At 65.0% G+C, this 25,796-nt stretch carries 29 protein-coding genes and 1 pseudogene; 9 read left to right on the top strand and 21 right to left on the bottom strand.

All coding sequences use genetic code 11. The features are described 5' to 3' along the window. Positions 1–18: 18 nt before the first annotated feature. The gene (locus tag AB4Z09_RS24290; protein WP_442240843.1) at positions 19–1,677 is read right to left on the bottom strand and encodes a long-chain-fatty-acid--CoA ligase; all 1,659 of its coding nucleotides are present in this window, start codon (positions 1,675–1,677) and stop codon (positions 19–21) included. Positions 1,678–1,988: 311 nt separating this feature from the next. After that, positions 1,989–2,840, bottom strand: coding sequence for a helix-turn-helix domain-containing protein (locus tag AB4Z09_RS24285; RefSeq protein WP_442240842.1), 852 nt, complete (start codon positions 2,838–2,840; stop codon positions 1,989–1,991). A gap of 576 nt (positions 2,841–3,416) precedes the next feature. On the opposite strand from AB4Z09_RS24285, the gene AB4Z09_RS24280 reads away from it, so the two are divergent. From AB4Z09_RS24280 to AB4Z09_RS24270, 3 genes are all read left to right on the top strand, one after another. After that, the gene (locus AB4Z09_RS24280; protein WP_174913464.1) at positions 3,417–3,785 is read left to right on the top strand and encodes a nuclear transport factor 2 family protein; all 369 of its coding nucleotides are present in this window, start codon (positions 3,417–3,419) and stop codon (positions 3,783–3,785) included. A 145-nt stretch (positions 3,786–3,930) separates the two neighbouring features. Beyond that, positions 3,931–4,503, top strand: a complete 573-nt coding sequence (locus AB4Z09_RS24275; protein WP_114722033.1) for a VOC family protein — start codon at positions 3,931–3,933, stop codon at positions 4,501–4,503. Positions 4,504–4,508: 5 nt separating this feature from the next. After that, positions 4,509–4,868, top strand: coding sequence for a nuclear transport factor 2 family protein (locus tag AB4Z09_RS24270; protein WP_254623046.1), 360 nt, complete (start codon positions 4,509–4,511; stop codon positions 4,866–4,868). Between the two features lie 103 nt (positions 4,869–4,971). Here the strand turns inward: AB4Z09_RS24270 and AB4Z09_RS24265 are convergent, their stop codons facing one another. The 7 genes and pseudogenes from AB4Z09_RS24265 to AB4Z09_RS24235 form a co-directional block, all read right to left on the bottom strand. Beyond that, positions 4,972–5,754 carry an IclR family transcriptional regulator gene (locus tag AB4Z09_RS24265; RefSeq protein WP_442240841.1) on the bottom strand — a complete coding sequence of 261 codons (783 nt, stop codon included), beginning with the start codon at positions 5,752–5,754 and terminating at the stop codon, positions 4,972–4,974. Next, the gene (locus AB4Z09_RS24260) at positions 5,751–7,328 is read right to left on the bottom strand and encodes a long-chain-fatty-acid--CoA ligase (protein WP_174913470.1); all 1,578 of its coding nucleotides are present in this window, start codon (positions 7,326–7,328) and stop codon (positions 5,751–5,753) included. The genes AB4Z09_RS24265 and AB4Z09_RS24260 overlap by 4 nt, the downstream gene beginning before the upstream one ends. Continuing rightward, the gene (locus tag AB4Z09_RS24255) at positions 7,328–8,476 is read right to left on the bottom strand and encodes an alpha/beta hydrolase (protein WP_174913473.1); all 1,149 of its coding nucleotides are present in this window, start codon (positions 8,474–8,476) and stop codon (positions 7,328–7,330) included. Before AB4Z09_RS24255 ends, AB4Z09_RS24260 begins: the two co-directional genes overlap by 1 nt. A gap of 2 nt (positions 8,477–8,478) precedes the next feature. Continuing rightward, the gene (locus AB4Z09_RS24250; RefSeq protein ID WP_442240840.1) at positions 8,479–9,054 is read right to left on the bottom strand and encodes an NADPH-dependent FMN reductase; all 576 of its coding nucleotides are present in this window, start codon (positions 9,052–9,054) and stop codon (positions 8,479–8,481) included. After that, on the bottom strand, positions 9,051–9,512 hold the full coding sequence (locus tag AB4Z09_RS24245) for an ABC transporter ATP-binding protein (RefSeq protein WP_254622658.1): 462 nt from the start codon (positions 9,510–9,512) through the stop codon (positions 9,051–9,053). The genes AB4Z09_RS24250 and AB4Z09_RS24245 overlap by 4 nt, the downstream gene beginning before the upstream one ends. 59 nt (positions 9,513–9,571) lie before the next feature. Then, positions 9,572–9,667 (bottom strand): annotated as a pseudogene (locus tag AB4Z09_RS24240) (hypothetical protein); the annotation flags it as partial. A gap of 674 nt (positions 9,668–10,341) precedes the next feature. Continuing rightward, positions 10,342–10,626 carry a hypothetical protein gene (locus AB4Z09_RS24235; RefSeq protein ID WP_442240839.1) on the bottom strand — a complete coding sequence of 95 codons (285 nt, stop codon included), beginning with the start codon at positions 10,624–10,626 and terminating at the stop codon, positions 10,342–10,344. A gap of 119 nt (positions 10,627–10,745) precedes the next feature. Between AB4Z09_RS24235 and AB4Z09_RS24230 the strand changes: the two genes are divergently transcribed. The 5 genes from AB4Z09_RS24230 to AB4Z09_RS24210 all read left to right on the top strand — a co-directional run bounded on the left by AB4Z09_RS24230 (position 10,746) and on the right by AB4Z09_RS24210 (position 17,036). After that, positions 10,746–12,353 (top strand): ABC transporter substrate-binding protein, encoded by a 1,608-nt coding sequence (locus tag AB4Z09_RS24230; RefSeq protein ID WP_174913479.1) that lies wholly within the window; start codon positions 10,746–10,748, stop codon positions 12,351–12,353. Positions 12,354–12,814: 461 nt separating this feature from the next. Continuing rightward, positions 12,815–13,768 carry an ABC transporter permease gene (locus AB4Z09_RS24225; protein WP_442240838.1) on the top strand — a complete coding sequence of 318 codons (954 nt, stop codon included), beginning with the start codon at positions 12,815–12,817 and terminating at the stop codon, positions 13,766–13,768. Next, a complete protein-coding gene (locus AB4Z09_RS24220) occupies positions 13,761–14,891 on the top strand; it encodes an ABC transporter permease (protein ID WP_174913485.1) in 1,131 nt (376 codons plus the stop codon). The genes AB4Z09_RS24225 and AB4Z09_RS24220 overlap by 8 nt, the downstream gene beginning before the upstream one ends. Positions 14,892–14,919: 28 nt before the next feature. Beyond that, positions 14,920–16,050 carry an ABC transporter ATP-binding protein gene (locus AB4Z09_RS24215; protein WP_442240837.1) on the top strand — a complete coding sequence of 377 codons (1,131 nt, stop codon included), beginning with the start codon at positions 14,920–14,922 and terminating at the stop codon, positions 16,048–16,050. Beyond that, positions 16,050–17,036, top strand: coding sequence for an ABC transporter ATP-binding protein (locus AB4Z09_RS24210; protein WP_174913490.1), 987 nt, complete (start codon positions 16,050–16,052; stop codon positions 17,034–17,036). Before AB4Z09_RS24215 ends, AB4Z09_RS24210 begins: the two co-directional genes overlap by 1 nt. 48 nt (positions 17,037–17,084) lie before the next feature. On the opposite strand, the gene AB4Z09_RS24205 is transcribed toward AB4Z09_RS24210, so the two are convergent. The 10 genes from AB4Z09_RS24205 to AB4Z09_RS24160 all read right to left on the bottom strand — a co-directional run bounded on the left by AB4Z09_RS24205 (position 17,085) and on the right by AB4Z09_RS24160 (position 24,794). Then, positions 17,085–17,324 (bottom strand): hypothetical protein, encoded by a 240-nt coding sequence (locus AB4Z09_RS24205; RefSeq protein WP_442240836.1) that lies wholly within the window; start codon positions 17,322–17,324, stop codon positions 17,085–17,087. 733 nt (positions 17,325–18,057) lie between these two features. Further along, positions 18,058–18,819: an SDR family oxidoreductase gene (locus AB4Z09_RS24200; RefSeq protein WP_174913493.1), complete on the bottom strand. Its 762-nt coding sequence runs from the start codon at positions 18,817–18,819 to the stop codon at positions 18,058–18,060. 209 nt (positions 18,820–19,028) lie between these two features. Next, the gene (locus AB4Z09_RS24195; protein WP_442240835.1) at positions 19,029–19,763 is read right to left on the bottom strand and encodes a class II aldolase/adducin family protein; all 735 of its coding nucleotides are present in this window, start codon (positions 19,761–19,763) and stop codon (positions 19,029–19,031) included. Next, positions 19,760–20,962, bottom strand: coding sequence for an NAD(P)/FAD-dependent oxidoreductase (locus AB4Z09_RS24190; RefSeq protein WP_174913499.1), 1,203 nt, complete (start codon positions 20,960–20,962; stop codon positions 19,760–19,762). The genes AB4Z09_RS24195 and AB4Z09_RS24190 overlap by 4 nt, the downstream gene beginning before the upstream one ends. Further along, positions 20,959–21,156 (bottom strand): ferredoxin, encoded by a 198-nt coding sequence (locus tag AB4Z09_RS24185; RefSeq protein WP_031940479.1) that lies wholly within the window; start codon positions 21,154–21,156, stop codon positions 20,959–20,961. Before AB4Z09_RS24185 ends, AB4Z09_RS24190 begins: the two co-directional genes overlap by 4 nt. A 41-nt stretch (positions 21,157–21,197) precedes the next feature. Further along, the gene (hcaB, locus tag AB4Z09_RS24180; protein WP_442240834.1) at positions 21,198–21,980 is read right to left on the bottom strand and encodes a 3-(cis-5,6-dihydroxycyclohexa-1,3-dien-1-yl)propanoate dehydrogenase; all 783 of its coding nucleotides are present in this window, start codon (positions 21,978–21,980) and stop codon (positions 21,198–21,200) included. Next, positions 21,977–22,288: a hypothetical protein gene (locus tag AB4Z09_RS24175; protein ID WP_031940481.1), complete on the bottom strand. Its 312-nt coding sequence runs from the start codon at positions 22,286–22,288 to the stop codon at positions 21,977–21,979. The genes hcaB and AB4Z09_RS24175 overlap by 4 nt, the downstream gene beginning before the upstream one ends. Then, a complete protein-coding gene (locus tag AB4Z09_RS24170) occupies positions 22,285–22,872 on the bottom strand; it encodes a 3-phenylpropionate/cinnamic acid dioxygenase subunit beta (protein ID WP_174913503.1) in 588 nt (195 codons plus the stop codon). The genes AB4Z09_RS24175 and AB4Z09_RS24170 overlap by 4 nt, the downstream gene beginning before the upstream one ends. Positions 22,873–22,874: 2 nt before the next feature. Beyond that, on the bottom strand, positions 22,875–24,302 hold the full coding sequence (locus tag AB4Z09_RS24165) for an aromatic ring-hydroxylating oxygenase subunit alpha (protein ID WP_442240833.1): 1,428 nt from the start codon (positions 24,300–24,302) through the stop codon (positions 22,875–22,877). 36 nt (positions 24,303–24,338) lie between these two features. Beyond that, entirely contained in the window at positions 24,339–24,794 is a 456-nt protein-coding gene (locus AB4Z09_RS24160; protein ID WP_174913506.1) for a hypothetical protein, read from the bottom strand. Between AB4Z09_RS24160 and AB4Z09_RS24155 the strand changes: the two genes are divergently transcribed. Further along, positions 24,793–25,026 carry a transposase gene (locus AB4Z09_RS24155; RefSeq protein ID WP_442240832.1) on the top strand — a complete coding sequence of 78 codons (234 nt, stop codon included), beginning with the start codon at positions 24,793–24,795 and terminating at the stop codon, positions 25,024–25,026. The two genes, AB4Z09_RS24160 and AB4Z09_RS24155, sit on opposite strands and share 2 nt — an antisense overlap. On the opposite strand, the gene AB4Z09_RS24150 is transcribed toward AB4Z09_RS24155, so the two are convergent. Together AB4Z09_RS24150 and AB4Z09_RS24145 are read right to left on the bottom strand one after the other, a co-directional pair. Continuing rightward, entirely contained in the window at positions 25,013–25,561 is a 549-nt protein-coding gene (locus tag AB4Z09_RS24150) for a hypothetical protein (RefSeq protein WP_442240831.1), read from the bottom strand. The two genes, AB4Z09_RS24155 and AB4Z09_RS24150, sit on opposite strands and share 14 nt — an antisense overlap. A gap of 98 nt (positions 25,562–25,659) precedes the next feature. Then, the coding region (locus AB4Z09_RS24145; protein ID WP_442240847.1) for an integrase core domain-containing protein at positions 25,660–25,796 on the bottom strand (137 nt) is incomplete at its 5' end.

Below are 25,796 nucleotides of genomic sequence, written 5' to 3'. Positions count from 1 at the left end.
TCGGGCCTGAAGACAGAACTACGCGCCTCGGTAGAGGTCCCCGTGCTGAACGCGCATGACCTTCTTGTCAAGCTTTCCGACACTCGTACGCGGAAGCGCGTCGACGTACAGAATCGTGTMAGGGAGTTGCCACTTGGCGAACGCACCCTGAAGCAACTCGTGGATCTCGGCGAGCGGAACTTCCTCGCCGTCCGTGGTCACCATGATCACGACCGGACGTTCCTGCCATTTCGGGTGCTCGACACCGATCACCGCCGCCTCAGCCACCCGAGGATGGGCAATGATCGCGTTTTCCATGTCGATCGACGAAATCCATTCGCCGCCACTCTTGATGACATCCTTGAGCCGGTCCGCGAGCTTGAGGTAGCCATTCTGATCGATGGTCCCGATATCGCCGCTGCGCCAGTAACCGTCGAGGAACCTGTCGGCGTCGTCATCAAGCATGTGGTACCGCGCGGTAATCCACGGTCCCCGCAGCAGGACCTCGCCCTTACTGTTGCCGTCGTGCGGCAAGTCGTTGCCCTCCGGATCTACGATCCGCACATCGACACCGCCCGCGGGAAGACCCTGATAGCGCTTGATGCTCCACCATTCGTCTTCCGTCACCTTGCCCTGCAAGGTCACCTTGCGGCCGTAGTTGACGAAAGCCATCGGCGCAGTCTCGGTAGCCCCGTACGCATGGATGAAATCGGCACCGGTCAAGTCGTAGAACCCACGCATGAGCGAGAGCGCGGGCTCGGTGGCGCCGGACAGCAGCCGGGTGCGACTGAAGTCCGGTTTGACGTCGAGCGTCTCGATGTAGTCGAGCATCGGCTGGAAGATCGCCGGGGCGCCGTTCGCGACCGTGACGTTCTCGGCGATCATCACGTCTGCCAGCATGTCCGTGTCCTGTGCCGAATAGCGGCCGGGCAGAACAATCTTGGCCGCGACGTAGACGGCAGACTGCGGAAGACCCCAGGACTGACTGTGGAACATCGGCGTGATCAGCATGACCGCGTCGGAGGCGCTCATCGCGTAAGACGAGGCCTGCGTCAGGGTGTGCAGGTAGATCGCTCGATGCGAGTAGTACACGCCCTTCGGCCGGCCGGTGGTGCCAGTCGTGTAGCAGGCGCTGTAGGCGGAGCTCTCGTCGATCATCGGCCAGTCGATCTCCGGGGACGCCTTCGCCACCAGGTCCTCGAAATGACGGACGTTCGGCAACGTGGTGGTGATCTCCGAGAGGGGCCTGTCGGACATCACCACCCAGGTGACCTCCGGCGCAAACGGCGCCACCGACTCAGCGACGCTCAGCAGGCTCTCGTCCACCAGGACGACAGACGCGCCACCGTGGGTGGCGACATACCCCACGTCCTCGGGCGCCAGGCGCAGGTTCATCTGCAGCATCACCGCTCCGGTGCCCGGGATGGCCCAGTAGAGCTCGAAATGCCGCTTACTGTTCCAGTCCAGGATCCCCACCACATCACCGGGTTTCACGCCCAGGCCGGTCAGGGCGTTGGCAATCCGCTTGATGCGCGCGTAGGCGTCGGCGTAGGTGTAGCGGTCCCATCCCCCGTCGCTGGTGCGATAGACGATCTCGCGCTCCGGGTAGTTGCGGGCCGAATGACGGATCAGCGTGGTCGTGTTGAGCTGATACGAGTCGTCGTTCGTCGACGGGTGCCCCTTGACAATCGCGGTCATTGCGCGCTCCTCAGATCCGGTTGTCCTACTGGTGCTGCTCGGGCCCACCGACGACGCCTAGGGCCCTGCCCACGATGCGGGATTCACGCACCTGCACTGGCACCCTGGGCTTTGATACTCCGTGGGACTGACCACCCAGACACCGCATTATTCTGCATGGCAGAGCAACTCTCTTATCCAGAGTTGCACAGGCCAACAATGCAAGTCAAGACACGAAGGTCGAAAGCTGAAGCCACCCGGAAGCCCTCAACCATCCGACACTGCGTGGAGAGTTGCAGCGTGGAGCCGACGAATCGTCTCGCATTTCCTCGTCAGTCCCGCGAACGCGAAAGACCCGACGGGCCGGCGACGGCCATGGCCAGCGCAAGGTCCGTGTACTCCCGTGCAATCTCGTGCGGCGGCGGACTGACGCCAGGCGTGTACCAATCGGCCACGGCAACGCACATCGTGACGATCGCAGTGGCGGTCGATGACGCCGGCACGGTTCCGACCCGCCCCGCATCACGGCAGGCCTCCACTGCTGCCTGCACAATGTCCCGGACCTGCAGCCGTGCCTGGAGGTGCAGCGATCGGCCGGACTCGTCGAGCGACCGCAACTCAGTGGACGCAAGCACCGCCGAGGCCTGGCGGTACGTGTGGAAAAGGATCACGCACTCGACCAGGTTCGCCAACCGTTCAGCGGGTGAATCCGCGTCGGCGTCTGCAGCCACGCATCGGCTTATCAGCTCGGCCATCGCGCCTTGCAGCAATTCAGTGAGCAGAACGTCCTTGCTCTCCACGTGGTAGTAGACGCCGGCCATCGACAAGCCGCACCGATCGGCGATCATCCTGACGGTGGCAGCGTGGTAGCCGACCTCCACAAAGACATCCAGCGCCGTTCGAAAGACCGGAGGGAGGTCCAGCGGCTCGAAGTCTCGCCAGTCGTCGAACCGTGGGCCGGCCGGCTCGGGCGGACGCAGATCCAGCGGCACCCCGAGCGCGGCCGAGAGAGCCTGCAAGCGCTCGTGACCCGGCAGGCTCTTCCCGTTCTCGAACTCACTCAGAGATGACGGGCTCATCCCGACCAGCTGAGCAAGCTGCCGGAGCCCGACCTCGCGCTCGATACGCGCCGCGCGAATCCTGGCGCCCAGCCCTTCCCCACCGATTCGTCCCGACCGCTCCATGAGCACCACGGTATCCCGCCGTCGCGCGATCACCCGGCTGGACGACCACCATCCACAACGACGGTCCGTCCGGTCATGTACGCCGCATCGTCGCTCGCGACGAAAGCACTGCCGTCCCGCGGCCGATGCCGGATCCGGCGCCCGTGACGATTACAGATTTGGCCTCAAAACGGCTACGACCAGCCACTCCGACACCCTCTCCGACGCGCCAATTCTGTCAAGCAGAAGCAATCTCTGCCACGGCAGCGGCGCATGCCGAATGGATCGTCGTCAATAGCATGGTCACCCATCCGTTCGAAACTTAGCGATCGATAGGTCTTGACGAACCAAACGGACGGCAATACGGTCTTCGTGAGACATCCGAGCGATGCGTGTCACAGGACAAGGCGAGTGCGAGCCGGCGGCCGCAGGACCCAGGAGTGGGACCACCTGCGCGCCGTCGATCCACTTCCTCAACCAAGGCGCCATCGTGCTCGAGTACGTAGCCCGGACCCGCAAGTTGCGCAACGCCAACATCTCTCATGCACCCGTAAGCAAGCTCAGTGCCACCTACGGCGCCTAGTCAGGAGTACTCCAATGAGCGACATCCTCGAGTTCGCAGACCAGTTCTTCAACGCCGTCTCGGACGGCGACATCGACGCGGTGGCCGGCTTCTACCGCGACGACGTGACCGTCTGGCACAACTTCGACAACCTCGACCAGTCCCGTGAGGACAACCTCGCAACCCTCGCGGGAATCTCCGGCCGCTATGACGACTTCGGCTACGAGGACATCCGCCACACCGCCCTCGAGGACGGTTTCCTCCGTCAGCACGTCATCAAGGCCACGATCGGGAAGAAGACCGTGAACGTCCCCGCGGTCCTGCGCGTGTACGTCGAGAGCGGCAAGATCCACCGCATCGAGGAGTACTTCGACCGCGGCCAGCTCAGCGCCGTGTTCGGCTGACCCGACCCGCGCCCCGGCGCCGGGCGCCACGACGACCACCGTTCGCAACTTAGCGATCGATCGATATTGACTATCCGAACACTCAGACCTACCGTCGAGCCGAGAAGACGGCGAGACGGCCGCCACGCAGCGAGGAGAATGTGACATGACAAACACGGAATTCGAACTAGGTGGCGTGTGCCACCTGGCGCTGGTGTGCCAGGACATGGAGCGCACCGTCGACTTCTACACCAACGTCCTGGGCATGAAGCTGTCCATGACGCTCTCCCTGCCCGGCGGCGGCCAGCACTTCTTCTTCGACATGGGCGGCGGCCAGTTCATCGCGTTCTTCTGGTTCGCCGACGCTGCCCCGCACGCCCCCGGTATCGCGGCGCCCGCGGCCATCCCCGGTATCGGCAAGGAGATCGCGTCGGCGCACGGCTCGATGAACCACGTCTCGTTCAAGATCCCGCTTGACAAGTTCGACGAGTACAAGGCCAAGCTCGAGGCCAAGGGTGTGCAGACCGGACCGATGCTCAACCACGACAAGTCCGAGCGCGGGATCAGCCTCCAGGACAGCGACTCCACCTTCGTGAAGTCGATCTACTTCTTCGACCCGGACGGCATTCTGCTCGAGTTCGCGGCGTGGACCCGTGAGCTGCGCGAGGACGACGTCGCGCACGCGCCCCGGACCGCGGACGGCGGCCTCGGCGCTCCGGTTGGGGCTGCTGCCAAGTGAGTGAGATGCTCGCGCTCGCAGACAAGATGTTCACCGCCCTCAGCCGAGGCGATGTCGCCGTCCTCGACGAGATCTATCACGCGGACGTGAAGATCTGGCACAACTGGGACAACGCCGAGCAGTCCCGTGAGGACAACCTCCGCATCCTCTCGGGCATCCCCACCCGCTACGACGACTTCGGCTACGACGAAGCCCGCTGTACCGCCCTCGAGGACGGCTTTGTGCGTCAGCACGTCATCCGGGCGACCATCGGGGGCAAGACCGTCAACGTCCCCACGATCTTCCGGGTGTTCGTCGACGGCGGCAAGGTCCGCCGCATCGAGGAATACCTGGACGCCGGCCAACTTCGCAAGGTCTTTGCCTGAATAGAGACGTGATCAAGAGAAACAGCCCCGCCGATCGATTGGATCGGCGGGGCTGTTTCCGTGCCTTATCCTGCCGCGCAGGAAGATTCGTTCTGTCCCGAGATCACAGGAAGAACGCAGCGACCTCGTCCACCGCCTGGGTCAGTGCGGCGGCGATCTCCTCGCGGGTCACGTCGGACATCCGACTCTTGGGCGTGGAGACGTTCAACGTGTAGCGCGCCCCGCCGTACTCGCCGAGCGAGACCGCCACCGACGCGACTTCGTCCTCGGACTCCTCGTCGCTCGTGGCGAACCCGACCTGGCGGACCTCCGCGAGCCGGCGCAGTAGAACCGACCGCTTGGTGATCGAGTGCGAGGTCAGGCCCCCCGTCAACTTCTCCTGGGGGTAGAGCTCGCGCACCACACTGTCGTCCAGCGTGGCGAGCAGGGCCTTGCCCGACGATGTGCAGTGCGCAGGCATCGTCATGCCCATGCGGGATCCCACGCGCACCGCCCGAGCACTCTCGACCGAGTCCACGAAGGTCACCGTGTTCCCGTCGAGACGGGCCAGGTGGACCGTCTCGCCGAGGCTGGCCGAGAGCCGCTCGAGGACCGGGTGCACGCGCGCCCGAACGTCGGTCTGGCGCAGGACCGCGAACGCTATCGTGGTCAGCGCCGGACCCGGCTCGTAAGCCCGCGAGCCCTCGACCTGACGAACGAAACCGCGGTACTGGAGCATCGCCAGCAGCCGGTGCGCAGTCGACGAGGCCACCGAGAGATACTCGCTCACCTCGGTCAGCCGGATGCTGCGACGATCGCCGAGCAGCAGCAGGATCCGAAGCGCATTGTCGACAGACTCGATCGGGTACTGCGGACGATTCGGAGGTGCATCTTCCTTTGCAGTCACGCAGGTAGGGTAACGGCCGGGGTGCGCAACGCGTTCTTGGTGACCTTGCCCGAGGCGTTTCGCGGCAGCGCATCGACGATCACGAGGTCGGTCGGCAGCTTGTAACGGGCCAACCTCTCCCCCGCCCAGGTGCGCAACTCCTCGATGGTCAGATCCGCGGCGCCCTGCTTCAGCGCGACCACCGCGACCGGGGTCTCGCCCCAAGTCGCGTGGGCCCTGCCGATCACGGCAACCTCGGCGATGTCGGGGTGCCCGGCCAGCGCATTCTCGACCTCGGCGCAGTAGATGTTCTCGCCGCCGGAGATGATCATGTCCTTCGCGCGGTCCACGACGTAGATGAAGCCTTCGTCGTCCATCCGCACCAGGTCACCGGAGTGGAACCAGCCGCCGGCGAAGGCCTGCGCCGTCGCCTCCGGGTTGTTCCAGTACCCGGTCATGAGCCCCGGGCCGCGGTAGACCATCTCGCCGACCTCACCGGGCTGCACGTCCACCATGTCGGGGTCGACGATGCGGGCCCAGACACCGGGCGCCGGGCGCCCGACGGAGCCGAGCTTGCGGCGCGAGTCCTTGGCCTCGAGCACGCACGTGACCGGGGACATCTCAGTCTGCCCGAACAGTGCGAGGCTCGACGCGCCCGGCAGCACCTCGCCCATCTTTCGGAGCAGGGTGTCGCTGGCCGGTGCCCCGCCCCAGGAGCTGACACGGAGCCTGGACAGATCACGCGGGGCCCGTGCCTGCTCGTCGCAGACCGCCTGCCACTGCGTGGGTACGAGGAACGTCGACGTGACCCGCTCGGATTCCGCTACGTCGAGCAGGGCGCCCGCATCGAAGGAGACACTCGGCAGGACGACCATGGTGGCGCCCATCAGGATTGACGGCGCCACCAGGCCGATGGTGCCGATGTGGAACAGCGGCGCGGCGCAAAGGCTGACCTCGTCGTGCATCTCGAAGCGGAACGCCATCACGTTCGTGGTCGACTGCGCCGCCAGGTTGCGGTGCGTGAGCACGGCACCCTTGGGGCGTCCGGTGGTGCCCGAGGTGTACATCAGCAGCGCCGGCTCCGCCTCGTCGACCTCGTCGACCGATCCGCCCGAACCGGAGTCGGTGAGGAGAACGTCGTACGACGTCGCGCCATCGGCGCTCTCGCTGCCGACCTGGAAGACCTGCACCGGACCCTCGACCTCCGCAGCCGCGGCGATTCCGGTAGCGCTCGCCTGCTCGTCCACGCAGAGGACGGCGGACCCGCTGTTGTCGAGCGTGAACGCCACCTCGCCGACGCTGAGGCGGAAGTTGATCGGCACGGCAATAGCGCCGATCCGGTTGGCTGCGATCATGATCTCGATGTACTCGGCCTGGTTGCCCATCAGCAGCGCAACACGGTCCCCGCGCCCCACGCCGCGCTCGGCGAGTGCGGCAGAGACGGCAACCACTCGCTGCTGAAGCTGTGCCCAGGTGATCCGGCGCTCGCCGAACACGATGGCCGGGAGATCGCCGCGCTCGAAGGCGTGCCGGGCGACCTGGTTGACCCAGTGCTGCTTTCGGGCGAGCCCCAGCTCGTCGTTCTCGGTGCTCATCACCACTGTTCCTTGGGGAAACGCTCGGCGATCCAGTCGCACATGACCTCGGCGACCTTCTCGCGGGCACCGACCGGCTCGACGAAATAGTGATCGCCCGGCAGGTCCTTGCGCTGCTTGTCGGTGCTGGCGATGGCGTTGTACAGCGCGTCCGCATCGCTGGGGAACACACCCGTGTCACCGTCGGGGTTGATGACGAACGCCGGCACGGTGATCTTCTCCATGTGCATTTCCGCGCGGCACTGGGACTCTTCGAGACTCCACATGTGCAGCCAGTTCCGCAGCGTGCTCCCGGCGCCGATGCCGCGGTCGCCGCGGTTTGCCACAGCGGTCGAGCCGCGGTAGCACTCGCCCGCAGGCCGATTGGTCGGCTCCATCGTCGCGTCGACCATGCGAGGGTCCGCCCAGGTACGCGGAACACCGAAGTGCCGGTCGAAGTAGCCGGCGGCGGTGACCCGGGCGAGCTCTTCCCTGGCCCACGCGGTGATCCGGTGGTTGCGAGCAACCTGCGCGGCACGGTATCGCTCGATGAACTCCTCGGAGTACGGCGGGCCGTTCTCCGGGTTGAACAGGTCGAGTTCGGGGTCGGTCAGCGTCGGGTCGTTCTCGTCGATGACGGCTGCGTCGAGCCACGAGGTCAGCACATCAGGCCGGCCGCCGTGCGCGGCGAGGGAGATGTAGGCGTCACCGGGGATGAGCTCATTGATGCCCACTGCCGGTTCCATGTCACGGGCGGGGCGGATACACGGCTCGACGGCTTGCGCCTGGTAAGCCGCCATCAGCGACCCGCCGCCGGAATTACCAAGCAGGATAACCTGATCCACACCTGCATGTTCCTTCAACCAGCGGACGCCCACGCCGATGTCGACCAGGGCCTGGTCGAGATTGAAGAGCTCCTCGTAGCCGCGGTAGCGGGTGTTCCAGCCCAGGAATCCAACACCGCGCTCAGCCATGAACTCAGCGACGTAATGCTCCGAGAAATCAATCTGGTAATGCGTAGCGATCATCGCGATGCGCGGCTTCTTGCCGGCCGGCGTGTAGTAGATCCCCTGGCACGGATAGCCGCCAGCCCCGGCGCGCTTCGCACCCGGGGACTCGCTGCTGACGAATTCCTTGTGGACGTTCGGGCTGGTGGTAGCGCCGGTCATGGTTAGACAACCTCGTATTCGTTGAGACTTGCGTATTTCTTCAGGTGCGTAAACATCAAATCGACCCGTTCGAGGACGATGGGATCCGTCAGCCGGCCCTGCTCGTCGAAGTGATCGGGCGCGAAACTGAGAAGAATCTCGGGTCCCGGCAACACCGGGGACCGCGAGAAGACGAAGGTGTGACGCAGTTCGAACTGGCTGCGCGCTGTGCCGAGGCGGCCGGGCGTCGCGCCCATGAGCGCCACCGGCTTGCGCTCGAGCACCGAGCGGCCGAGTGGCAGCGAAAGCCAGTCGAGCGCGTTCTTCAGGACGCCGGGGATGCCGCCGTTGTATTCCGGTGTGGCGATCAGCAGAGCATCAGCAGCTTCGACCTCGGCGCGCAGCGCGTGGACGCTCTCTGCCTCGTTACCGAAATCGTCTTCATTGAGCAACGGGATCTCGCCCAGCAGCTTCGTGATCCGCACGTCGACGTCGGCAGGCGCCATTGCCGCGGTCGCCTCGAGGAGCTTGCGGTTCCACGAGTCTGCGCGGAGGCTGCCTGCTATCGCGCAGATTACAAATTTTCCGTCTTCCATCATGCAGCTCCCAGATAGGCCGCGACGACAGCTTCGTCGCGGATAACCTCGGCGGGCTTGCCGAGGGCGATTCGTTGACCGAAGTTGAGGACGCAGACGCGGTTCGAGATGCCCATGACCATCTTCATGTCGTGCTCCACGAGCAGGATGGCCACGCCGAGGTCCCGGTTCACCTGCACGATGGTCTCGGTCATCTCGGCGGTCTCGTCGTGGTTCATACCCGCGACGGGCTCATCGAGCATGATCAGCCGCGGTTCCATCGCCAGCGCTCGCGCCAACTCGATGTGCTCCTGCGTGCCGTTGTGCCGCGAGAGCAAGAGGTTGTCCAGCACCGTCATCGCCGGGAAGACCTCCACGTTCTGGAAGGTCCGGGCGATGCCCTTCTTCGCGATCTTGTGAGCCGGCAGCCCGAGGATCTCCGCGCCCGCGAAGCGCACCGAACCGGACTGCGGTGCGTACACGCCGAGCAGACCCGAAACCCACGCATCTGCGTCGACTTACCCGCGCCGTTGGGCCCGAGGAAGCTCACGATCTGGCCCCGGGAAATCGGGAGGCTCACGTCCTCGAGCGCCAGCAAGGCTGCGCCGTAACGGACGCTGGGCCTGTCGATGACCATTGAGTTCATTTGCTACCTCCGGAGATTCGGGCTCGGATCCAGTCGATAGGTCGCTTGAAGAGCGCGACCGACCTTTGGGCTCGAAGTACGAGGACCAGCACGATCACAAGGCCGTACAGGAACTGAGAGAGCAGGTGCGCGCCACCGCCACCGCCGGCGCTCGCCTCCTTCGAGACAAGCGGAAGCTATTGCGAGACAAGCCGTGAGCATCGCAGCGACCGCGACGGCCCGAATCGTCTTCCTCAACCTCATCAAAACGTCCCTATTGCAATCTGCGACCAGACGCGCATCGAATCTGTGTTCCTGCGCATTGAACAGCCCTGCAGCCCGCGAGTCAAGACCTTACTAGCGATCGATAAGTGCCAATCGTCGGCCTCGCTACCTGCATATACCCCTCCTGATTTCTCTCTGCAGAGAGCATCTCTGCCAAACATGCAGGTCCTCGTCGCGCGGGCGGAGTACGAGAGTCACCAGCTGTGGAGCGCCCCGGACTCGACGGGCGGCGAACCCGTACGGGCGTCCGCAGTTGAACCAGTCGACCCATTCCAGGATGGCCACTTCGACCTGGCCCACGGTCCACCCCGAGATTGCCGGCGCGATCGCGCACATGTGCGCGGTGAGCGCCCCGCAGATCGACAGATCGGCCCACCCACGCGACGCCCAGATCGAGACGGTCATCCGGGTTCGGCAAGTTTCGGCGAGTCCACCCAACCTTCTCCACCGATCAGCTCAGCGTGCCGCCCGCCGACACGACGGACAGCGACAGCGACAGCGATGATGTCGACCGAGATCGCGCGAAGCACCGCCCGCTGTATCGAAGTACCGGTAGACGCGAGGCTGTGGCCGCGCGTGAACACCACCAGCCAATCAAGGGAGTCGGCCACATCGTCGCCCAGGGCAGGTTGGCGAGCGCGCGACCACTGCACAGGCTTCAATCTTCTCTTCCAAGAAGAAATCACTTCTGCTACGGTGCGTGATGTGGGTCTCTATTGGTGATCGGTGGCCGACAGCAACCTAACTCCCAGCCTCAGCCTGAACGCGCGGTCAGGCCTGACAACACCCCCCCTGAAGGATGGTAATGAAGCGAACAATTCATCGGCGGGCGCTTTCCACCTTGGTCCTAATTTCGACTTGTGGGCTCCTAGCCGCCGGATGCGCATCCTCCGCCGGCTCATCCGACGGCGGTGCCGAACCGAAAATCATCAGGGCCGAGGTGATTGGCGAGCAGGCGCCTGAGGGAAACGCTATTGGAAATGCGACTCTAACTTATGCGTCGCATTCGCTGACTAATACACTGGACCCAATCAAGGGCAGAACTTCCCCCTGGCTCGGCGGCACCGAAATGGCCGCAATTTACGACGTCCTGGTGCGGTGGGACCCAGAGTCTGCAAACTTTGCGCCGCAGCTCGCCGAGTCGATCACCGAGGCTGCCGACAGACTCTCGTGGACCATCAAACTCCGCGACGGGGTGAAGTTCAGCAATGGCGACACTCTGGACGCATCAGCCGTTATTGCCAGCACCAATCGCATGACCGAGGGCAAGGCCACGTACAGCGACCAATTCATGGCGAACGTGCGATCCATGGAGGCGCCCGACCCGCGTACCGTCACCTATTACCTGAACAATCCGTGGACCGACTTTCCCGTGCTCCTGACCACAGGGTTCGGCATGATCACCCACCCGGACTCATTTCGGGACGGGAGCTTCGTCGAGCCGATCGGTGTTGGGCCGTACACTGTCAAATCCGTCAATCCCGGCGTCGAACTCGTTCTCGCGCCACGCGAGGACTATTGGGGCGGGAAGCCGAGAATCGGCGGACTCAAGTTCGTAGACCTTCACGGTGAGCAGCCGATGGTCGATGCGCTCAAGGCGGGCGAGGTGCAGATGGCGTACCTCAGGGGTGGAGACGCCATCGAGACGATGCGGGCCGAGTTCCCCGGATACTACGAGCCGGTCAGCATGGTCGACAACGGCCTTATCAATATCCGGGAAGGCCGCGCTGCGCACGATATCCGTGTCCGGCAGGCAATCGTGAAGGCAATCGATCCTGTCATCATCAACGAACGCGCCAGGGACGGGCTGAACTCGCCCGGACTCGAGCTGTTCCAAGAGTGGTCCACCATGCACGGCGCGATCCCCGGTCCCACTCAGGACGTTGACGCCGCCCGCGAGCTCGTCGAAGAGGCCAAGGCGGATGGATACGATGGAAAATTGACGTTCGCCTCGTTGCAGGATCCAGCGTCGGTAAATCTGGCATTGGCGATGCAGTCAATGCTCCAAAATGTCGGCTTCGAAGTCAAAATCCAGCCTAATGCGACTAAGAATGATATTGCCAAGACATTTTATGTCACTCATGACTTCGACGTGAGCGTTGGTGGCACAGCGGTGCCCGATTCCGCGCCGCTCCCCAGGCTTCAAGGCCTGCTCGTGAGTGGATCCAGCCAAAACGTGAGTGGCTACAGCAATCCCAAGATGGATGAAGTGATCTCCCAGATTCAGGCTGCCGCCACCCCGGAGGAGCGTAGGGCTGGATTCGAGGAGATGCAGACGATCCTCAACGAGGATGCGCCGATCGTGCCGTTGGGTTCGGGCGCAAACTTCGTCACCTGGGCACCGAACGTCCACGGCGCAAAGGCTGGTATGGATGGGTTGGTGCTCTTCGACAAGATCTGGATCTCAGACTAGGCACCGTCCTGACCTCGAGGCCCTTGGGACCTCGGGCGCCGCCCCCCCAAAAAAACAACCTGACCATGCCCGCGGTGTGCAAGTTGGGGGGGCGTCAGGAGGCAGTGCCCCCAGACGGATCGAAGCCCGGCGACGAACGCAGTCCATGGGAAGAATCGAGGGCACCCTCTTCCATCCAGGACTAGGCATGGACACTCTCCTCGCAGGCGACCCGGCCCAGAGAATCGTCGGGCAGGGTTGACGCTGCTGGGCATGGACACCTCGCCTGAGGGATTGCAGGTTCATCGCCGGCCCTCAGAAGATTGGGATCAAAGCGATTGGCAACCTTGATAATTCGTTCATCGTTGCCAATGCACGACACTGCGCGCCATACGGACTTTGCGRCCGTTACATCGGTCGGCTCAGCAATCACATCGAAGTGAGGATCAACGGATGATTTCAGAAAGGAGACGACTGCAGCAATGACCAAGGCCGTGTTCAAGAAGATTGGCGAACTTGTTGTTGTGCTGTTCGTCGTCAGCCTCGGCACCTTTGGACTGGTGTCACTTATCCCCGGCGATCCGTCGGTGGCCGCACTCGGAGAGGGGCACACCCCCGAGGAGTACGCCCAGGCCCGGCTCGAGATGGGTCTGGACGACCCGTTCTTCACGCGCTACTGGCACTGGCTCTCCAACGCCCTGCAAGGTGACCTCGGAAAGTCGCTGGTACCACCGCAGAGCGACGTGATGGAGCGCATCAGCGCAGCCCTGCCCGTGAGCGTGCAGCTCGCCATAATGGGCCTGTTCATCGCGCTCGTCGTGGCGATCCCGCTCGCGATGTGGTCCGCGCGTCACCAGGGCGGCCTGATCGACCGGATCATCAGCGCCTGCACCTTCGGTGTGCTGTCGATCCCCAGCTTCCTCTCCGGCCTGCTGCTGATCATGCTGTTCGTGAACCACCTCGGCTGGTTCCCCCGCTCGCAGTGGGTGCGCATCTCTGAGGGCGTCGGCGACAACCTGTACCACGCGATCCTGCCGGCGATCGCGATCAGCCTGCTCGAGATGGCGATGTTCCTGAGGATCCTGCGCAGCGACCTGATCACCACCCTGCAGGAGAACTTCATCCTGGTCTCCAAGGCCAAGGGCACGTCCAACATGAGACTGCTGGTGAGCGACGCGCTGCGGCCGTCCTCGTTCTCCCTGATCACGATGCTCGGCCTGGTGATCGGCTCGATGATCGGCTCGACCGTCATCGTCGAGACGCTGTTCTCGCTGCCCGGTTTGGGCTCACTGATCGTGCGTGCCGCCCAGCAGGGCGACATGCCGATGGTCCAGGGCGCCGTGCTGGTGATCGCAGTCATCTACGTGGTGGCTAACGGAATCATCGATATCTCCTATGGATACCTCGACCCGAGGAGCCGACGAGCCCATGTCTAATCTCACCCATCCCGACCTCAACGACCCTGAACAGGCCATTCCGGCCGCGGCCCAGGGCGCTGCCGTGATCGTGGCCGAACCACCGACACCTGACACCGTGCCGGGGACCACGAGCGAGCGACGCGACCTCTACGTCCGCGGTGGCACCCTATTGGCGATCGGTGTCATCGCGTTGGGCTTTGCGCTCGGCGCAGGCCCCGTCGTAATGACGCTGCGCGTCATCGTCGGCATCATCGGCCTCATCGGCATCTACATGGGGTTCCGCCGCATCGGCCTGGCCAAGTTCGGTGGGGACTTCGACCTGACGTTCGTCCTGTCCTGCATGTGGCTGGTCTTCATCGTGGGTATCGCGATCCTCGCGCCACTGCTTCCGCTGGCTGAGTACAAGGACACGAAGAAGACGCTCTCGGCCAGGGGCTTCGCTCCGCCGAACCTCTTCTCCGACCATCCGCTCGGCACCAACAACTTCGGCCTCGACATGCTGGCCCGCTCGATCTACGGCGCGCGGTCCTCGCTCGTCGTCGCCGTCACGGCCGTGCTCATCGGGATCATCATCGGCGGCGCGATCGGCATCCTCGCCGGCTACTTCGGGGGCGTGGTCGACTCCGTGATCGGTGTCCTGACCAACTCGCTGCTCGCTGTCCCGGCACTGATCCTGCTGATCGCTCTGGCCGCGGTGCTCGAGCCGAGCCTGATGAACATCTCGTTCGCGCTCTCCGTACTCGCGATACCGTCGATGATCCGTATCGCGCGAGCGAATACGCTGACATTCTCGCAACGGGAGTTCGTGCTCGCCGCCCGCGCGATGGGCGCAACCCGCTGGCGCGTGATGGTGCGCGAACTCGCTCCGAACGTGGCGTTGCCGCTCGCCTCGCTGGGCATGGTGATGATCTCCGTACTGATCGTGGCGGAGGCCTCGCTGAGCTTCCTCGGTCTCGGCATCCAGCCGCCGATTCCGACCTGGGGCAACATGATCGCCGAGGGTCAGGGCGGCGTGCTCGAGAAGCACGCGTTCATCGTATTCGTTCCCGGCATGTTCCTGTTCCTGACTGTCTTCTCTTTCAACATCGTCGGCGAGAAGGCCCAGAAGGCCACCGGCGGCTCGCGCGAGGCCAAGCTGTGATGGCCCTGTACGGCAAAGGAAGTGACCGATGAGCAAGCATTCGAACAACACTGAGACGAACAGCGGCTCCGCCGTTGCCCCGGCAGGCACCCCGCTCCTCACGGTCGAGAACGTCTCCACGCACTTTCGCACCAAGCGCGGCCAGCTGCGCGCAGTCGACGGCGTCTCGCTCACCGTCGACGCCGGCGAGACCCTGGGCCTGGTCGGCGAGTCCGGCTCCGGCAAGTCGGTGCTGGGCCAGACCGTCATGGGCCTGATCTCCAGCGATGGCGCCACCACGGTGACCGGCAAGATCGTCTTCGGGGGCCGCGACATGCAGACGCTGACCCGCAAAGAGCAACAGAAGCTGTGGGGCAACGACATCGCGATGGTGTTCCAGGATCCGATGACGGCGCTGAACCCGTTCAAGCACATCGGCACGCATCTGACCGAGTCGATCCGTGCCCACCTGGGCCTCGACAAGGTGCAGGCCCGTGAGCGCGCCATCGAGCTGCTTCGCAAGGTGCGTATCCCCGAGCCGACCCGGCGCGTGGACCAGTATCCACACGAACTCTCTGGCGGCATGCGCCAGCGCGTAGTCATCGCGATGGCCCTGGCCTGCGATCCGACCCTCACCATCGCCGACGAGCCGACCACCGCGCTCGACGTCACGGTCCAGAAGCAGATCCTCGAACTGCTCGACCAGCTCCGCAAGGAGATGGGGATGGCAGGGATCTTGGTCAGCCACGACCTCGGAGTCGTCGCGGGCCAGACGGACCGTGTAGCCGTGATGTACGCGGGCCGCATCGTCGAGACGGCGCCGACCCGCCAGCTCTTCGACGCGCCCCGACACCCGTACACGCAGGCGCTCCTCGCCGCCATTCCCCGCATCGCGGATGAGCCCCACCAGGTGCTCGACGCCATCGAGGGCGGCCTGCCCGACATGACCAAGCCGATCCGCGGCTGCTCCTTCGCGACCCGCTGCCTCTACGCGCAGGAGAAGTGCCGGACGCAGACGCCGGAGCTGGTGGCCTCGGCCGATACCGCGGATGCCAGGCATCCGCACGAGGCGGCCTGCCACTTCCCAGTCGGCACCCCTGAGGGCGACGCGGCACTGGCGGCCAACCACAAGGCCGGGCGCACCGCGACCGGCCGCGAGCTGACTTTGGAGGCTGTGTAATGGCTGGCAGTGGCACCGCGCATCTGCGGGTGGATGACAAGCGGATCCTCACCGTCGAGGACCTGGTCGTGGAATTCCCGGCCGGCAAGCAAACCGTGCACGCGGTCTCGGGCATCAGCTTCGACCTGGTCCCGGGCGAGACGCTGGGAATCGTCGGTGAGTCCGGCTGTGGCAAGTCCACGGCCGGCAGGGCCATCATGCAGCTGCCGAAGCCCACCTCGGGCGAGATCGTGCTCGACGGCATCGACTTGGGCGGGCTCTCGTCGAAGAACCTGCGGACCATACGCGCGCAGATGCAGATGATCATGCAGGACCCGATCTCCTCGCTGAACCCGCGCCGCAAGGTCAAGCACCTCATCACCGAGGGCGTGCGAATCTGGGGCGTCACGGGCAAGGCCGAACTGGAGTCCATGGGCCGCGAGATGCTCAACGCTGTGGGCCTGAACCCGGACATGGTGTGGGAGAAGACCCCCCACGAGCTCTCGGGCGGCCAGTGCCAGCGCATCTGTATCGCGCGGGCGCTGATGCTCAAGCCGAAGCTGCTGATCTGCGATGAGCCGGTCTCCAGTCTCGACGTGTCCGTACAGGCGCAGGTCCTGAACCTTCTCGAGGAGACCAAGAAGGAATTCGAGTTCACGATGATCTTCATCGCCCACAACATGGCGGTGGTCAAGAACATCAGCGACCGGATGATGGTGATGTACCTCGGCAAGGTCTGCGAGGTCATCCCGACCGATGACGTGCAGAGCACGGCGCGGCACCCATACACGCGGCTGCTACTGGCGTCGATCCCTGATCCGGATCGCGCCCGCGACGCCGAGGACGAACTCGTGGCCATCGAGGGAGATCTGCCCTCGCCGCTGAACCCTCCGTCGGGATGCCGCTTCCGCACGCGCTGCTCGTTGGCGACCGAGCGCTGCGCGCAGGAGGAGCCGTTGTTGCGGGAGGTCGGCAAGGGCCACTTCGTGGCCTGCCACAACGTGTAGTCCGAGCCTGTTTCGCTCCCTCGCGGGCGAAACTGCAGTTGGCGATCGTCATACGTTTTCTGCAGGCTGGTCGACAGCGTCCGGCGGGGTCGCGGAATCGGAGTGCGGGAATGCCGTGAGCACAACGGCCTTCCTGCCGCCCAGCATTGCACCACCCTCAGGGAGGTCCCGCATGCTATCGGTGGTCATATACCATTGACGGGCAAGGACTTCCGGATAGCCGGACGCGAACTCCAGATTGATCGCGGCCACCACCACCGACGCCTGCTCGATCGAGACCCCAGACACGCAGGTTCGGCATGACGTGAGTCCTGGCCTACGGCCACCCCGCCAACAGACTATTGCACCACAGCAGTTTTCAGACCGACATGCAGGTCGGACATCACCAATCCGACCTGCGACGAAGGCGATATACACCCTGCGCTGATCACATGCGGATCGGGTTGGTAACCGCGGCTGTCTACATGGCCGTCGAGACGCAGGCACGGTCGGCTGACAGATACAATCATGCACTTGGACAGAGACTCTCAATGCACCGCTGCGGCGACGACTCAGGCCTGCGAGCGGCATGGACTCTGTGCCAATGGGACGGACCCGGACGTGTTGGGATAGCGCCGGCGTCGAATCGCTGTGATCGACTCCAAATACGAACTCTGCTACCGAGCAAGCTACGTCCAGAACGTTGAACTAGTTGCCGCAGTCGATAACTGACTGATCTACTGCAACACTACGCGGGGGCACTCCACGATCAGGATGCTCAGCCCACTGCAGTGAGGCGCCTGTGCCGTGGCGGGCAGGGACGTGTCGGCATGATTGAGATAGGTCATCGCGCAGGATCTTGGGTTGAGTCACTTGATCGGTAAGGCGTTCACCACTACACGATGACCCGCCGCTGTCATGGCAGCGATACGCGGCCAATCCGGCTGGTCAGGGCCTCACCGAATGTCCACCTCCCCTGGACTCCTCCTATGGGAGCCCAGGCTGCGAGATGCGGTGCCGGCTGCCCGGCACCACGGCGTCGTCATCCTGCCGTGAAGCCTGCGTCGATTGTCAGGACACTCCCGATCGCCGATGCGGCACCCGGCGAACTCAGCCACATAATGCCCGAGGCGATCTCTTCAGGTGTGCTGTACCGTCCCAGCGGGTATCCGGCGCCGCCTTTGGATGGTGCCTCGCCTTCGAAGGAGTCCACGATCCGGTCGGCCATAGGTGTCTGGACGCCAGATGGACATACCGCATTGATGCGCACTCCGTTTCGCGCATACTGCAATCCGGCGCTACGAGTGAGGCCGAGGACGGCATGTTTGGAAGCGCTGTAGATGGCAGAGCGAGCGGAGCCGACCAAACCCGCGCCGGATGAGACGTTCACGATGGTGCCGCCCTCCGCCTGTTTCGTCATCTGTTCGATCTGCGCTCGCATGCAGTGCCAGACGCCCCGAAGATTCACGTCCATGGTGCGATCGAAGAGTGCGTCATCCTCTTCCAGGAGCTTCTTTGTTGCTCCTTCGACGCCGGCGGCATTGACAGCGGAGTCCAGTCTTCCCCATCGAGAGACAGTCGCCTCAACTGCTGCTCGCACTTCGTCACCCTGTGTAATGTCACAGTGCAACGCCAGTGCCTCCGAACGGATTTCCTCGATCTGATTGACGACTTCCGCGAGCGCTTCCTTATTGCGATCGACGACAGCCACCCTTGCGCCTTGTGCCGCGAACGCCAGTGCCGATGCTTTCCCGATACCGGATGCTGCTCCGGTAACGAAAATCGTCTTGTGTTCAAAGTCCACTACACTAAACCTCTCGGGACAGTGAGCTAGTGCTCACCGATAGCTTGGAAGTCAGAATCTACTTCTGCGGTCAGTTCTGCGGTGGAGATCAGCGGGTCATCCGCGAAAGATTGTCGATCCGACGAGCAGAACAGCTGTCTGCGTGTGCCATCGGACAGACCTCGTGTCGTGGATCGAGCCAAGTTGCAGGATGCTTCCCCGCAATGTCCTCAAGGTTGCGTGCCGAGCCGAGACACCTCGTGGCGCCACGCGGCGCCCAAATTGAGACCAGCACCCAGGTTCGGCAGGTCCGCCAGATCCGCGGCACCGATCGGCACCAGCGTGCCGCCCGCCGAGACGATGGACAACGACAGCGAGGCGATCACGTCGACAGAGATAGCGCGAAGCACCGCCTCCTGCACCGACGCGCCGGTGGACGTGAGGCCATGGCCGCGCATGAGCACCACCGGCCGATCGCCCAGGGAATCGGCCACATCGTCGCCCAGGGCAGTGTTGTGAATCAAAGCGGCCCTGGGGAATACGGGCACTCCCCCGTGTGCCAGCACCGCTCCCGGGATGTCGTAGGCCCCGACGATGGGCAGGATGGGCAGCCCTGCGAGATCGGCGGCCACGACATTGTGCGGGTGCGCGTGAACCACAGAGGTGACGTCCGGACGGCGCGTGAGAATCCGGCTGTGCAGCGGCAACTCGTACGGCACGGTGTAGCCGCCGTCCAGTTCGCCGGCAGCACCCGGCTCACCGGTGAACCCCACCAGGCGGATGTCCTCGGGGGTGGTGTGCAGCAACCCACGCTCCTGCGGCCCCCGACAGCGGATCAGCATCCGCGACTCGTCGATCCGGAAGCTGATGTGCCCCAAGATCCCCGGGGCCAGCTGCCGGGCGGCGAGCACGCGGCAGCCCTCGGCGACCAGCTCCCGGAGCTCGTCCAGTTCCCCGGGCCTCATGCCTGCACCGCCGTGCCGGCGATCTGCGCGTGGACCTGGTCGGCCGAGCCGCCGGCCGCGATGGTGCGCCGCAGCTGGACCGAGGCCTTGGGCCAGTTCACGGTCAACCCGCCGCTGGCCCGCCCGTCCGCGTCCTGCCAGATCGCGGCAAGCCGGAAGGGCTCCGCCTGCTCCACGACGACCGGGGTGCCCGTGATGTCGCGGGTGCCGAACAGCTGAATCTTCCAGTCGTACTGGTCGCTCCAGACGTAGGCCACCGGGTCGTGCGGGACGGGGGCATCGGGCGCGAAGATGTTGCGCGCCACGCAGTTCGCCTGCTCCACCGCGTTGGTCCAGTGCTCGACGCGGGCCGCCTTCTCCTGTCGCGGCTGGTACCACCGGGCGATGTCGCCGACGGCGAAGATGTGCTCGGCGCCGGCCACACGGCCGAACTCGTCGCACTCCACGCCGTCCTCCAGCGCCAGGCCCGAGGACTCCAGCCAGCGTGTGTTCAGTACCGCGCCGATACCGACGACGACGGCGTCCACGAGGACGCTCGCCCCGTCGGAGAGCTCGGCCCTGATGCCGCCCTCCACGTGCTCGAGGGTATCGACCGTGGCACCGAAGCGCGTGTCCACCCCGTGCGTACGGTGCAGCTGCGAGAAGCGCTGGCCCAGTTCATCTCCCATCACTCGCGCCATGGGGGTGGGCGCCGGGTCGACGATCGTGACCTCGATGCCCTGTTTACGGGCGAGGGAGGCGACCTCCGCGCCGATGAAACCCGCGCCGACGACCAGCAGGTGACTCGCGCCCAGCAGGCTCTCCCGCAGCGCGCGGGCGTCCGCGATGGTGCGCAGCACGTGCACGCCGGGGCCCGACCACGGCGCCGGCCGGGCGGCCGCGCCGGTCGCGATGACCAGCTCCTCGTAGTCGAGAACAACCCCATCGCCCAGCACGACCTGCCTGTCCTGCGGACGCAACTCGACTGCGGCCCTGCCCAATACGAGCTCGATGTCGAGCTCGCGCGCCTCCTCCGCGGTGAGCAGCGGAACGTGTGCGTCGCCGTCGAGCGGGGCCTTGGACAGCGGCGGCTTGTCGTACGGCAGATGCGACTCGGCCTCGACCACCGTCACCTTGCCGACGTAGCCCTCATTGCGCAGCGCCCGGGCCGTGCGGATACCGCCGACCGAGCCGCCGACGATGAGAACCCCGCCACTCACTCGTCCTCCAGCCAGAGGGCGTTGGCCGGGCAGCTCTTCGCCGCGGTCTCGACCCGCTGGCGGTCGGACTCGTCCACGCGGGTCTTGAGCAGCACCACGAGGCCGTCGTCGTCCATGTCGTAGACGTCGTCCGCCGCGACCACGCAGTTCGCGTAGCCCTGGCACAGTTCGAGGTTCGCCTTGAGAATTGCCATTTTGGGATCCTTCCTTCAGTAGGTCGCGCGGACCACGGCGTTCAGACTTTGATGCCCATACCGCCGTCCGAGTGGACGACGCGGCCRGAGATGCCGCGCGACCGTTCGGAGGCGAGGAATACGTAGCTCCAGGCGTGGTCGAGGCCGTCGAGCGCGACGCCCAGCGGATTGCGGCCCGCGAGTTCCTTCGCCCGGTCCGGGCCGTCGAGCCGGTTTTCCGTCAGGCCCAGCGTCGCAAGCCCGCTCAGGTCGGTGCCCAGGGTGCCGCCGGGGGCGACGCCGTTGACGCGGATGTCCGGCGCCAGCTCGTACGCAAGGGTGGTGACCAGCCCGCGCACCGCGAACTTCGACGAGACATAGAGCGTGCCGCCGCGGCCCGGGTAGTACGCCGAGGTCGACTCGGTGAGCACGATGGAGCCGCCCGACTCGCGCAGCGCGGGTATCGCCGCCTTCACGCTGTGCAGGTGCGACTTGACGTTGACGGCGAACATCTCGTCGAACGCCTGGTCCAGCATGTCGGCGTCGATACTCTCGAGCTTGCGGTAGAAGTCGAAGATGCCCACGCAGTTGACCAGGACGTCCAGCCCGCCGAAGCGGTTCACGACCGCCGACACGGCGGCGTTGTTGGCCGCCGCCTTGGTGGCGTCGCCCTGCACGACCTCGACCTCAGGGTGCTCGGCCGCGAGGGCCTCGCACTTGGCCGCGTCGAGTTCGAGCACACCGACGCTGGCCCCCTCCGCGAGGAAGGCGTCGACCACGCCGCGCCCGATGCCCGAGCCGGCCCCGACGATCAGTGCGCGCTTGCCCTCGAGCCAGCCGGTCACGAGGCGTCCTCGGTGGCGATGAGCGACTGGAACGGCTTGCCGACCATGGCCGAGAGCGTCGTCTCGTTCTGCCAGGTAAGGGCCTCCAGCTCGAGCGCGTCCAGGGTGATCCACTGACCGGACTTCGGCGACTCGATGAGCAGCCGCGCGCCGTTGCGGGTGTGCACCTTCGAGATCCGCATGTCCGAGAACTCGTTCGCGATGACGATGGTCTCGCCGTCGCGCTGGTCCTGCAGGACACCGAGCCGCGAGTTGGCCCGGGCCGCCGCCGCGGCGTCCTCCGCCTCACCCTCCCAGGAGAGCTTCACAGGAACACCGCCAGGTTCTGCATGCGCAGCACCGACTCGTCCGCGGCGATGTGCCGGCGGGCGAGCCGCCAGACGCCGTCCTCGAGACGCAGCAGGTCGACGCGGCCGACCGAGAGCAGCGAGGGCTCCAGCACATCGCCACGGCTGCGGAACAGCAGGACGGCCGACTCCACGACGAGCTCGTTCTCGTTCTCGGTCGCGAAGGTGCGGACGTTGGACAGGTGGTGGCGCAGGCGCGAGGGCGGGTCCTCTGCCCAGGCGTGGCCGGTGTCGAAGCGCGCGACGCGGCGGCTCAGCGAGTACTTGTCCTCGTCGAAGTGCGCCATGTCCTTGGCGGTGTCATAGCCGGTGCCCAGCGCGGTGGTGACGCGGATCGGCATGAAGTAGTGGATGTCCTCGGCGAGGGTGTCCAGCCAGGCGTCATAGTCCTGCTGGTCCAGGAGGTAGGACTCTTCCACCAGCCAGCGATGCGCCGTCAGGTGCCGCTGGTCGTCGAACGCCAGCGAGGCACCCACGGGCGTCGTCGTCGACGCAGCCTGGCCCAGCGGGGAGCTGGCGGAATCGATGGGGATGTAGGTGCTCATGGCTACGCCTCCGCCTTCTCGCTGCTGCACTGTGCCGCCGTCTCGCTGCTGCACTCGCCGTCGACCTGCGGCGCACCGACGTGAATGTTGGCCGGCACGGGCGCCGGCTTCTCGAGGTAGTCGGCCCACTCGTTGAGCAGGTGCCGCTGGTTGTACTCGCCGTAGCCGACGTGCGCGACGCCCGGACCACAGAACTCGTCCTCGGTCAGGGGCTGCACCACCGGGCTGTCGTCGTGCAGCATGCCCATACGACCGTTGAGCAGCAGTCGGCGGGCCATCGACCCACCGGCGGTGTTGGTCAGCGAGACCCAGTTCTCGACGTCGTCCTGCTCGAACATGCCGCTGCTACCGAAGCACATCAGGTAGGCCTTGTAGGAGAGCTTCTTGAACTCCTCCGGGGCCTCCTTGTCGACGACGAACCAGGACAGGACCTCGGTCTCGTCGGCGCTGATCGGCTGCCACTGGCGGATCGAGATGAAGGGCAGGACGTCGTCGCCCTCGGCGACCTTCGGCCAGTTGTGGACCAGGCTGATGTTCGGGAAGACCGAGGCAGCCGAGATCATGAAGCCGTCGCGTCCGATGACATCGATCTGCTCCTGGGACCACTGCCCCTTCATCCGCTCGACCATCTCGTCGGGGTAGCCGACGTAGTTCATCTTCTCTTCGAAGGTGCCCGGGGGCAGCTTGTACGTGGTACCGCCGCCCTTGCCGGCCCAGTACGTGTTGCCGTCCTTGCGCTTCTCGGCCTTCGGCTCACGGAACAGGCCGATCTCCACGACGCTCGTGTGGGTCTGGGGCGTGTGGTACATGTCGCCGGCGAAGTTCTCGGCGCCGATCTTCCAGTTGGCCTTGACCCGCCAGCGCTGCGGCCCGCGGACCTCGACGCCGCTGGCGCTCTGCTTGGTGTAGTAGTCGAGGTAGAACTTGAAGTCGCCGAGGAAGTCCTCGAGCGGCTCGGCGTCCGCGTCCATGGACACGAAGATCAGGCCGTTGTAGATGCCCAGGTTAGGGGCGGGCAGCAGCCGCTGGCCCTTGCGCGCGAAGCCCTCCTCGCCGCCGTAGGCCTCCTTGTGGAACGGCATGCCGACGATGCGGCCGTCGTTCTTGTAGGACCAGCCGTGGTACGGGCAGCGGAAGTGCGAGGCGTTGCCCTGCTCGGCGCGGCACACCTGCATGCCGCGGTGCAGGCACATGTTGAACATCGCATGGATCTCGCCGGACTGGTCACGGCTGACGATGAACGAGTTGTCCATGACCCGGCGCACGACGTAGTCACCGACCTGCGGCAGCTCCGACTCGTGGGCGACGAACATCCACGCCCGGGCGAACAAACGCTCCTTCTCCGCCTCGAAGACCTCGGCATCGTTGTAGATGTGTGCGGGGAGCATGCCCCGCCGGACGTTGGCGAGGACGTCGGCCGCGTCGCGCATGGGACCTCACTTCGAAAGGAGTTCAATGTTTCTGTATTACAGAAATAGATTCTGCATGCTGGTCTCGGCTGAGTCAACCACTTCCCAGCGGCGAGCCCCGGGAATCCGCGCAATGCGGAGCAGCTTGCGCTCCATGCGCAGCGACGACAGCCCGGATGCGCCGATCACCTGAGCGGCCGCGATCAGAAGGAGGACAGCATCGGAACGGTGTTCGATGGGCGCCAGGACCGAAGCCGTCACCGACAGGCCGGAGGACGGGGAATGAGCGGGGATGGCGAGAACCGCAGACCCGCCATCGGAAGAAGTGGAACAGGCGATCGAGAGCCGTTGCCGGTACACCACGGACTCCACCGCCATGGCCACATAGATTGCGAGCCAGAATTTTTGCCGAAGAACCCACCGTGACACAAGGTGCACCCGCGCGGCGACCGACACCTCCGTCAGCGAGGCCGTGATGGTTAGCGCGGGATGCGCCTCGATCGTTCGGCCCATGAAGCATCTGCGGGTCGCGCGGCGAGGTCCCGGCCGGCCGCGCCCCGCCACCTACGACGCCGGGGACTACCAGGGTCGCAACGTCATCGAGCGCAGTTTCAACGAGACCAAGCAATGGCGCGGGCTCGCCACCCGCTACGACAAACTCGCCCTCACATACCGCGGCGGAGCCGTCCTCCGAGCAATCATGCTCTGGCTCGACGCAGTAGGAGACAGCCCTAGAGTCCCCTGAACCCGAGCAGTCGACTCGCGATGCGAGGTGGTCGATCCCCTCGCCCACTCAGTCGATCTACGAGCTCAGGCGTGTGGGGTGGGAACGAGTCGAGGATCTCAGCGGGCCCGAACACGATGGGTTCGCCTCGTTTCGCGCGGTCTCGAGCATCCGTCCAACCCGCGATGAGGAGATACCATCCCGCTTCCGCGACTACTGGCGAGTCCGAGGTCAAGAGCGCTTCGATCTCCACGACGCCGTCGCTGAGCGAGGCCACATCCTCGACCGTCCGAGATATCACCACGACCTTCGCCGATGGATCGTTGTTCCAGACCGTCGCGTTGGCCCACCGCTTGAAGAGTTCGGCCTCCTTGCGTTCTCGGGCGTCTTGACGCCACCAGAATGCGAGGAGCCCCGCCACGATGAGCCCAGTGGAGCCCCAGAGAACGAACTCGAACATGCCCACATCATAGGACTCGATACGCCCGCCTTCCCGAGAATCGGGCGTATCCGAGAAGAGCATGCGGAGGTCGGCAACAACCTCGTCAATGAACACGGTCAGACGGCGATGAGCGTGAACAGTCCGAAGTACCCTGGCCCCGCTGTGGGCGATGACCAGCCATTGAGGAGACACGCCCTAGTTGTACCTGGCCATCAGGTTGGTTGCAGTCGGCTGATCGGTGGGAGTCCTCCGAGTGCGCTGTGGCGTCGTCGAGTGTTGTAGTACTCGAGCCAGGGTGCAAGTGCGTCGGCGCGTTCGCTGTTGCTGGTGAAGACCTGACGGTAGGCCC

This window comes from Rhodococcus sp. TAF43, from assembly GCF_052113525.1.
Lineage (GTDB): Bacteria > Actinomycetota > Actinomycetes > Mycobacteriales > Mycobacteriaceae > Prescottella.
Note: the sequence above shows the minus strand (reverse complement) of the source record. Positions and strands in the feature narration are given on the sequence as shown.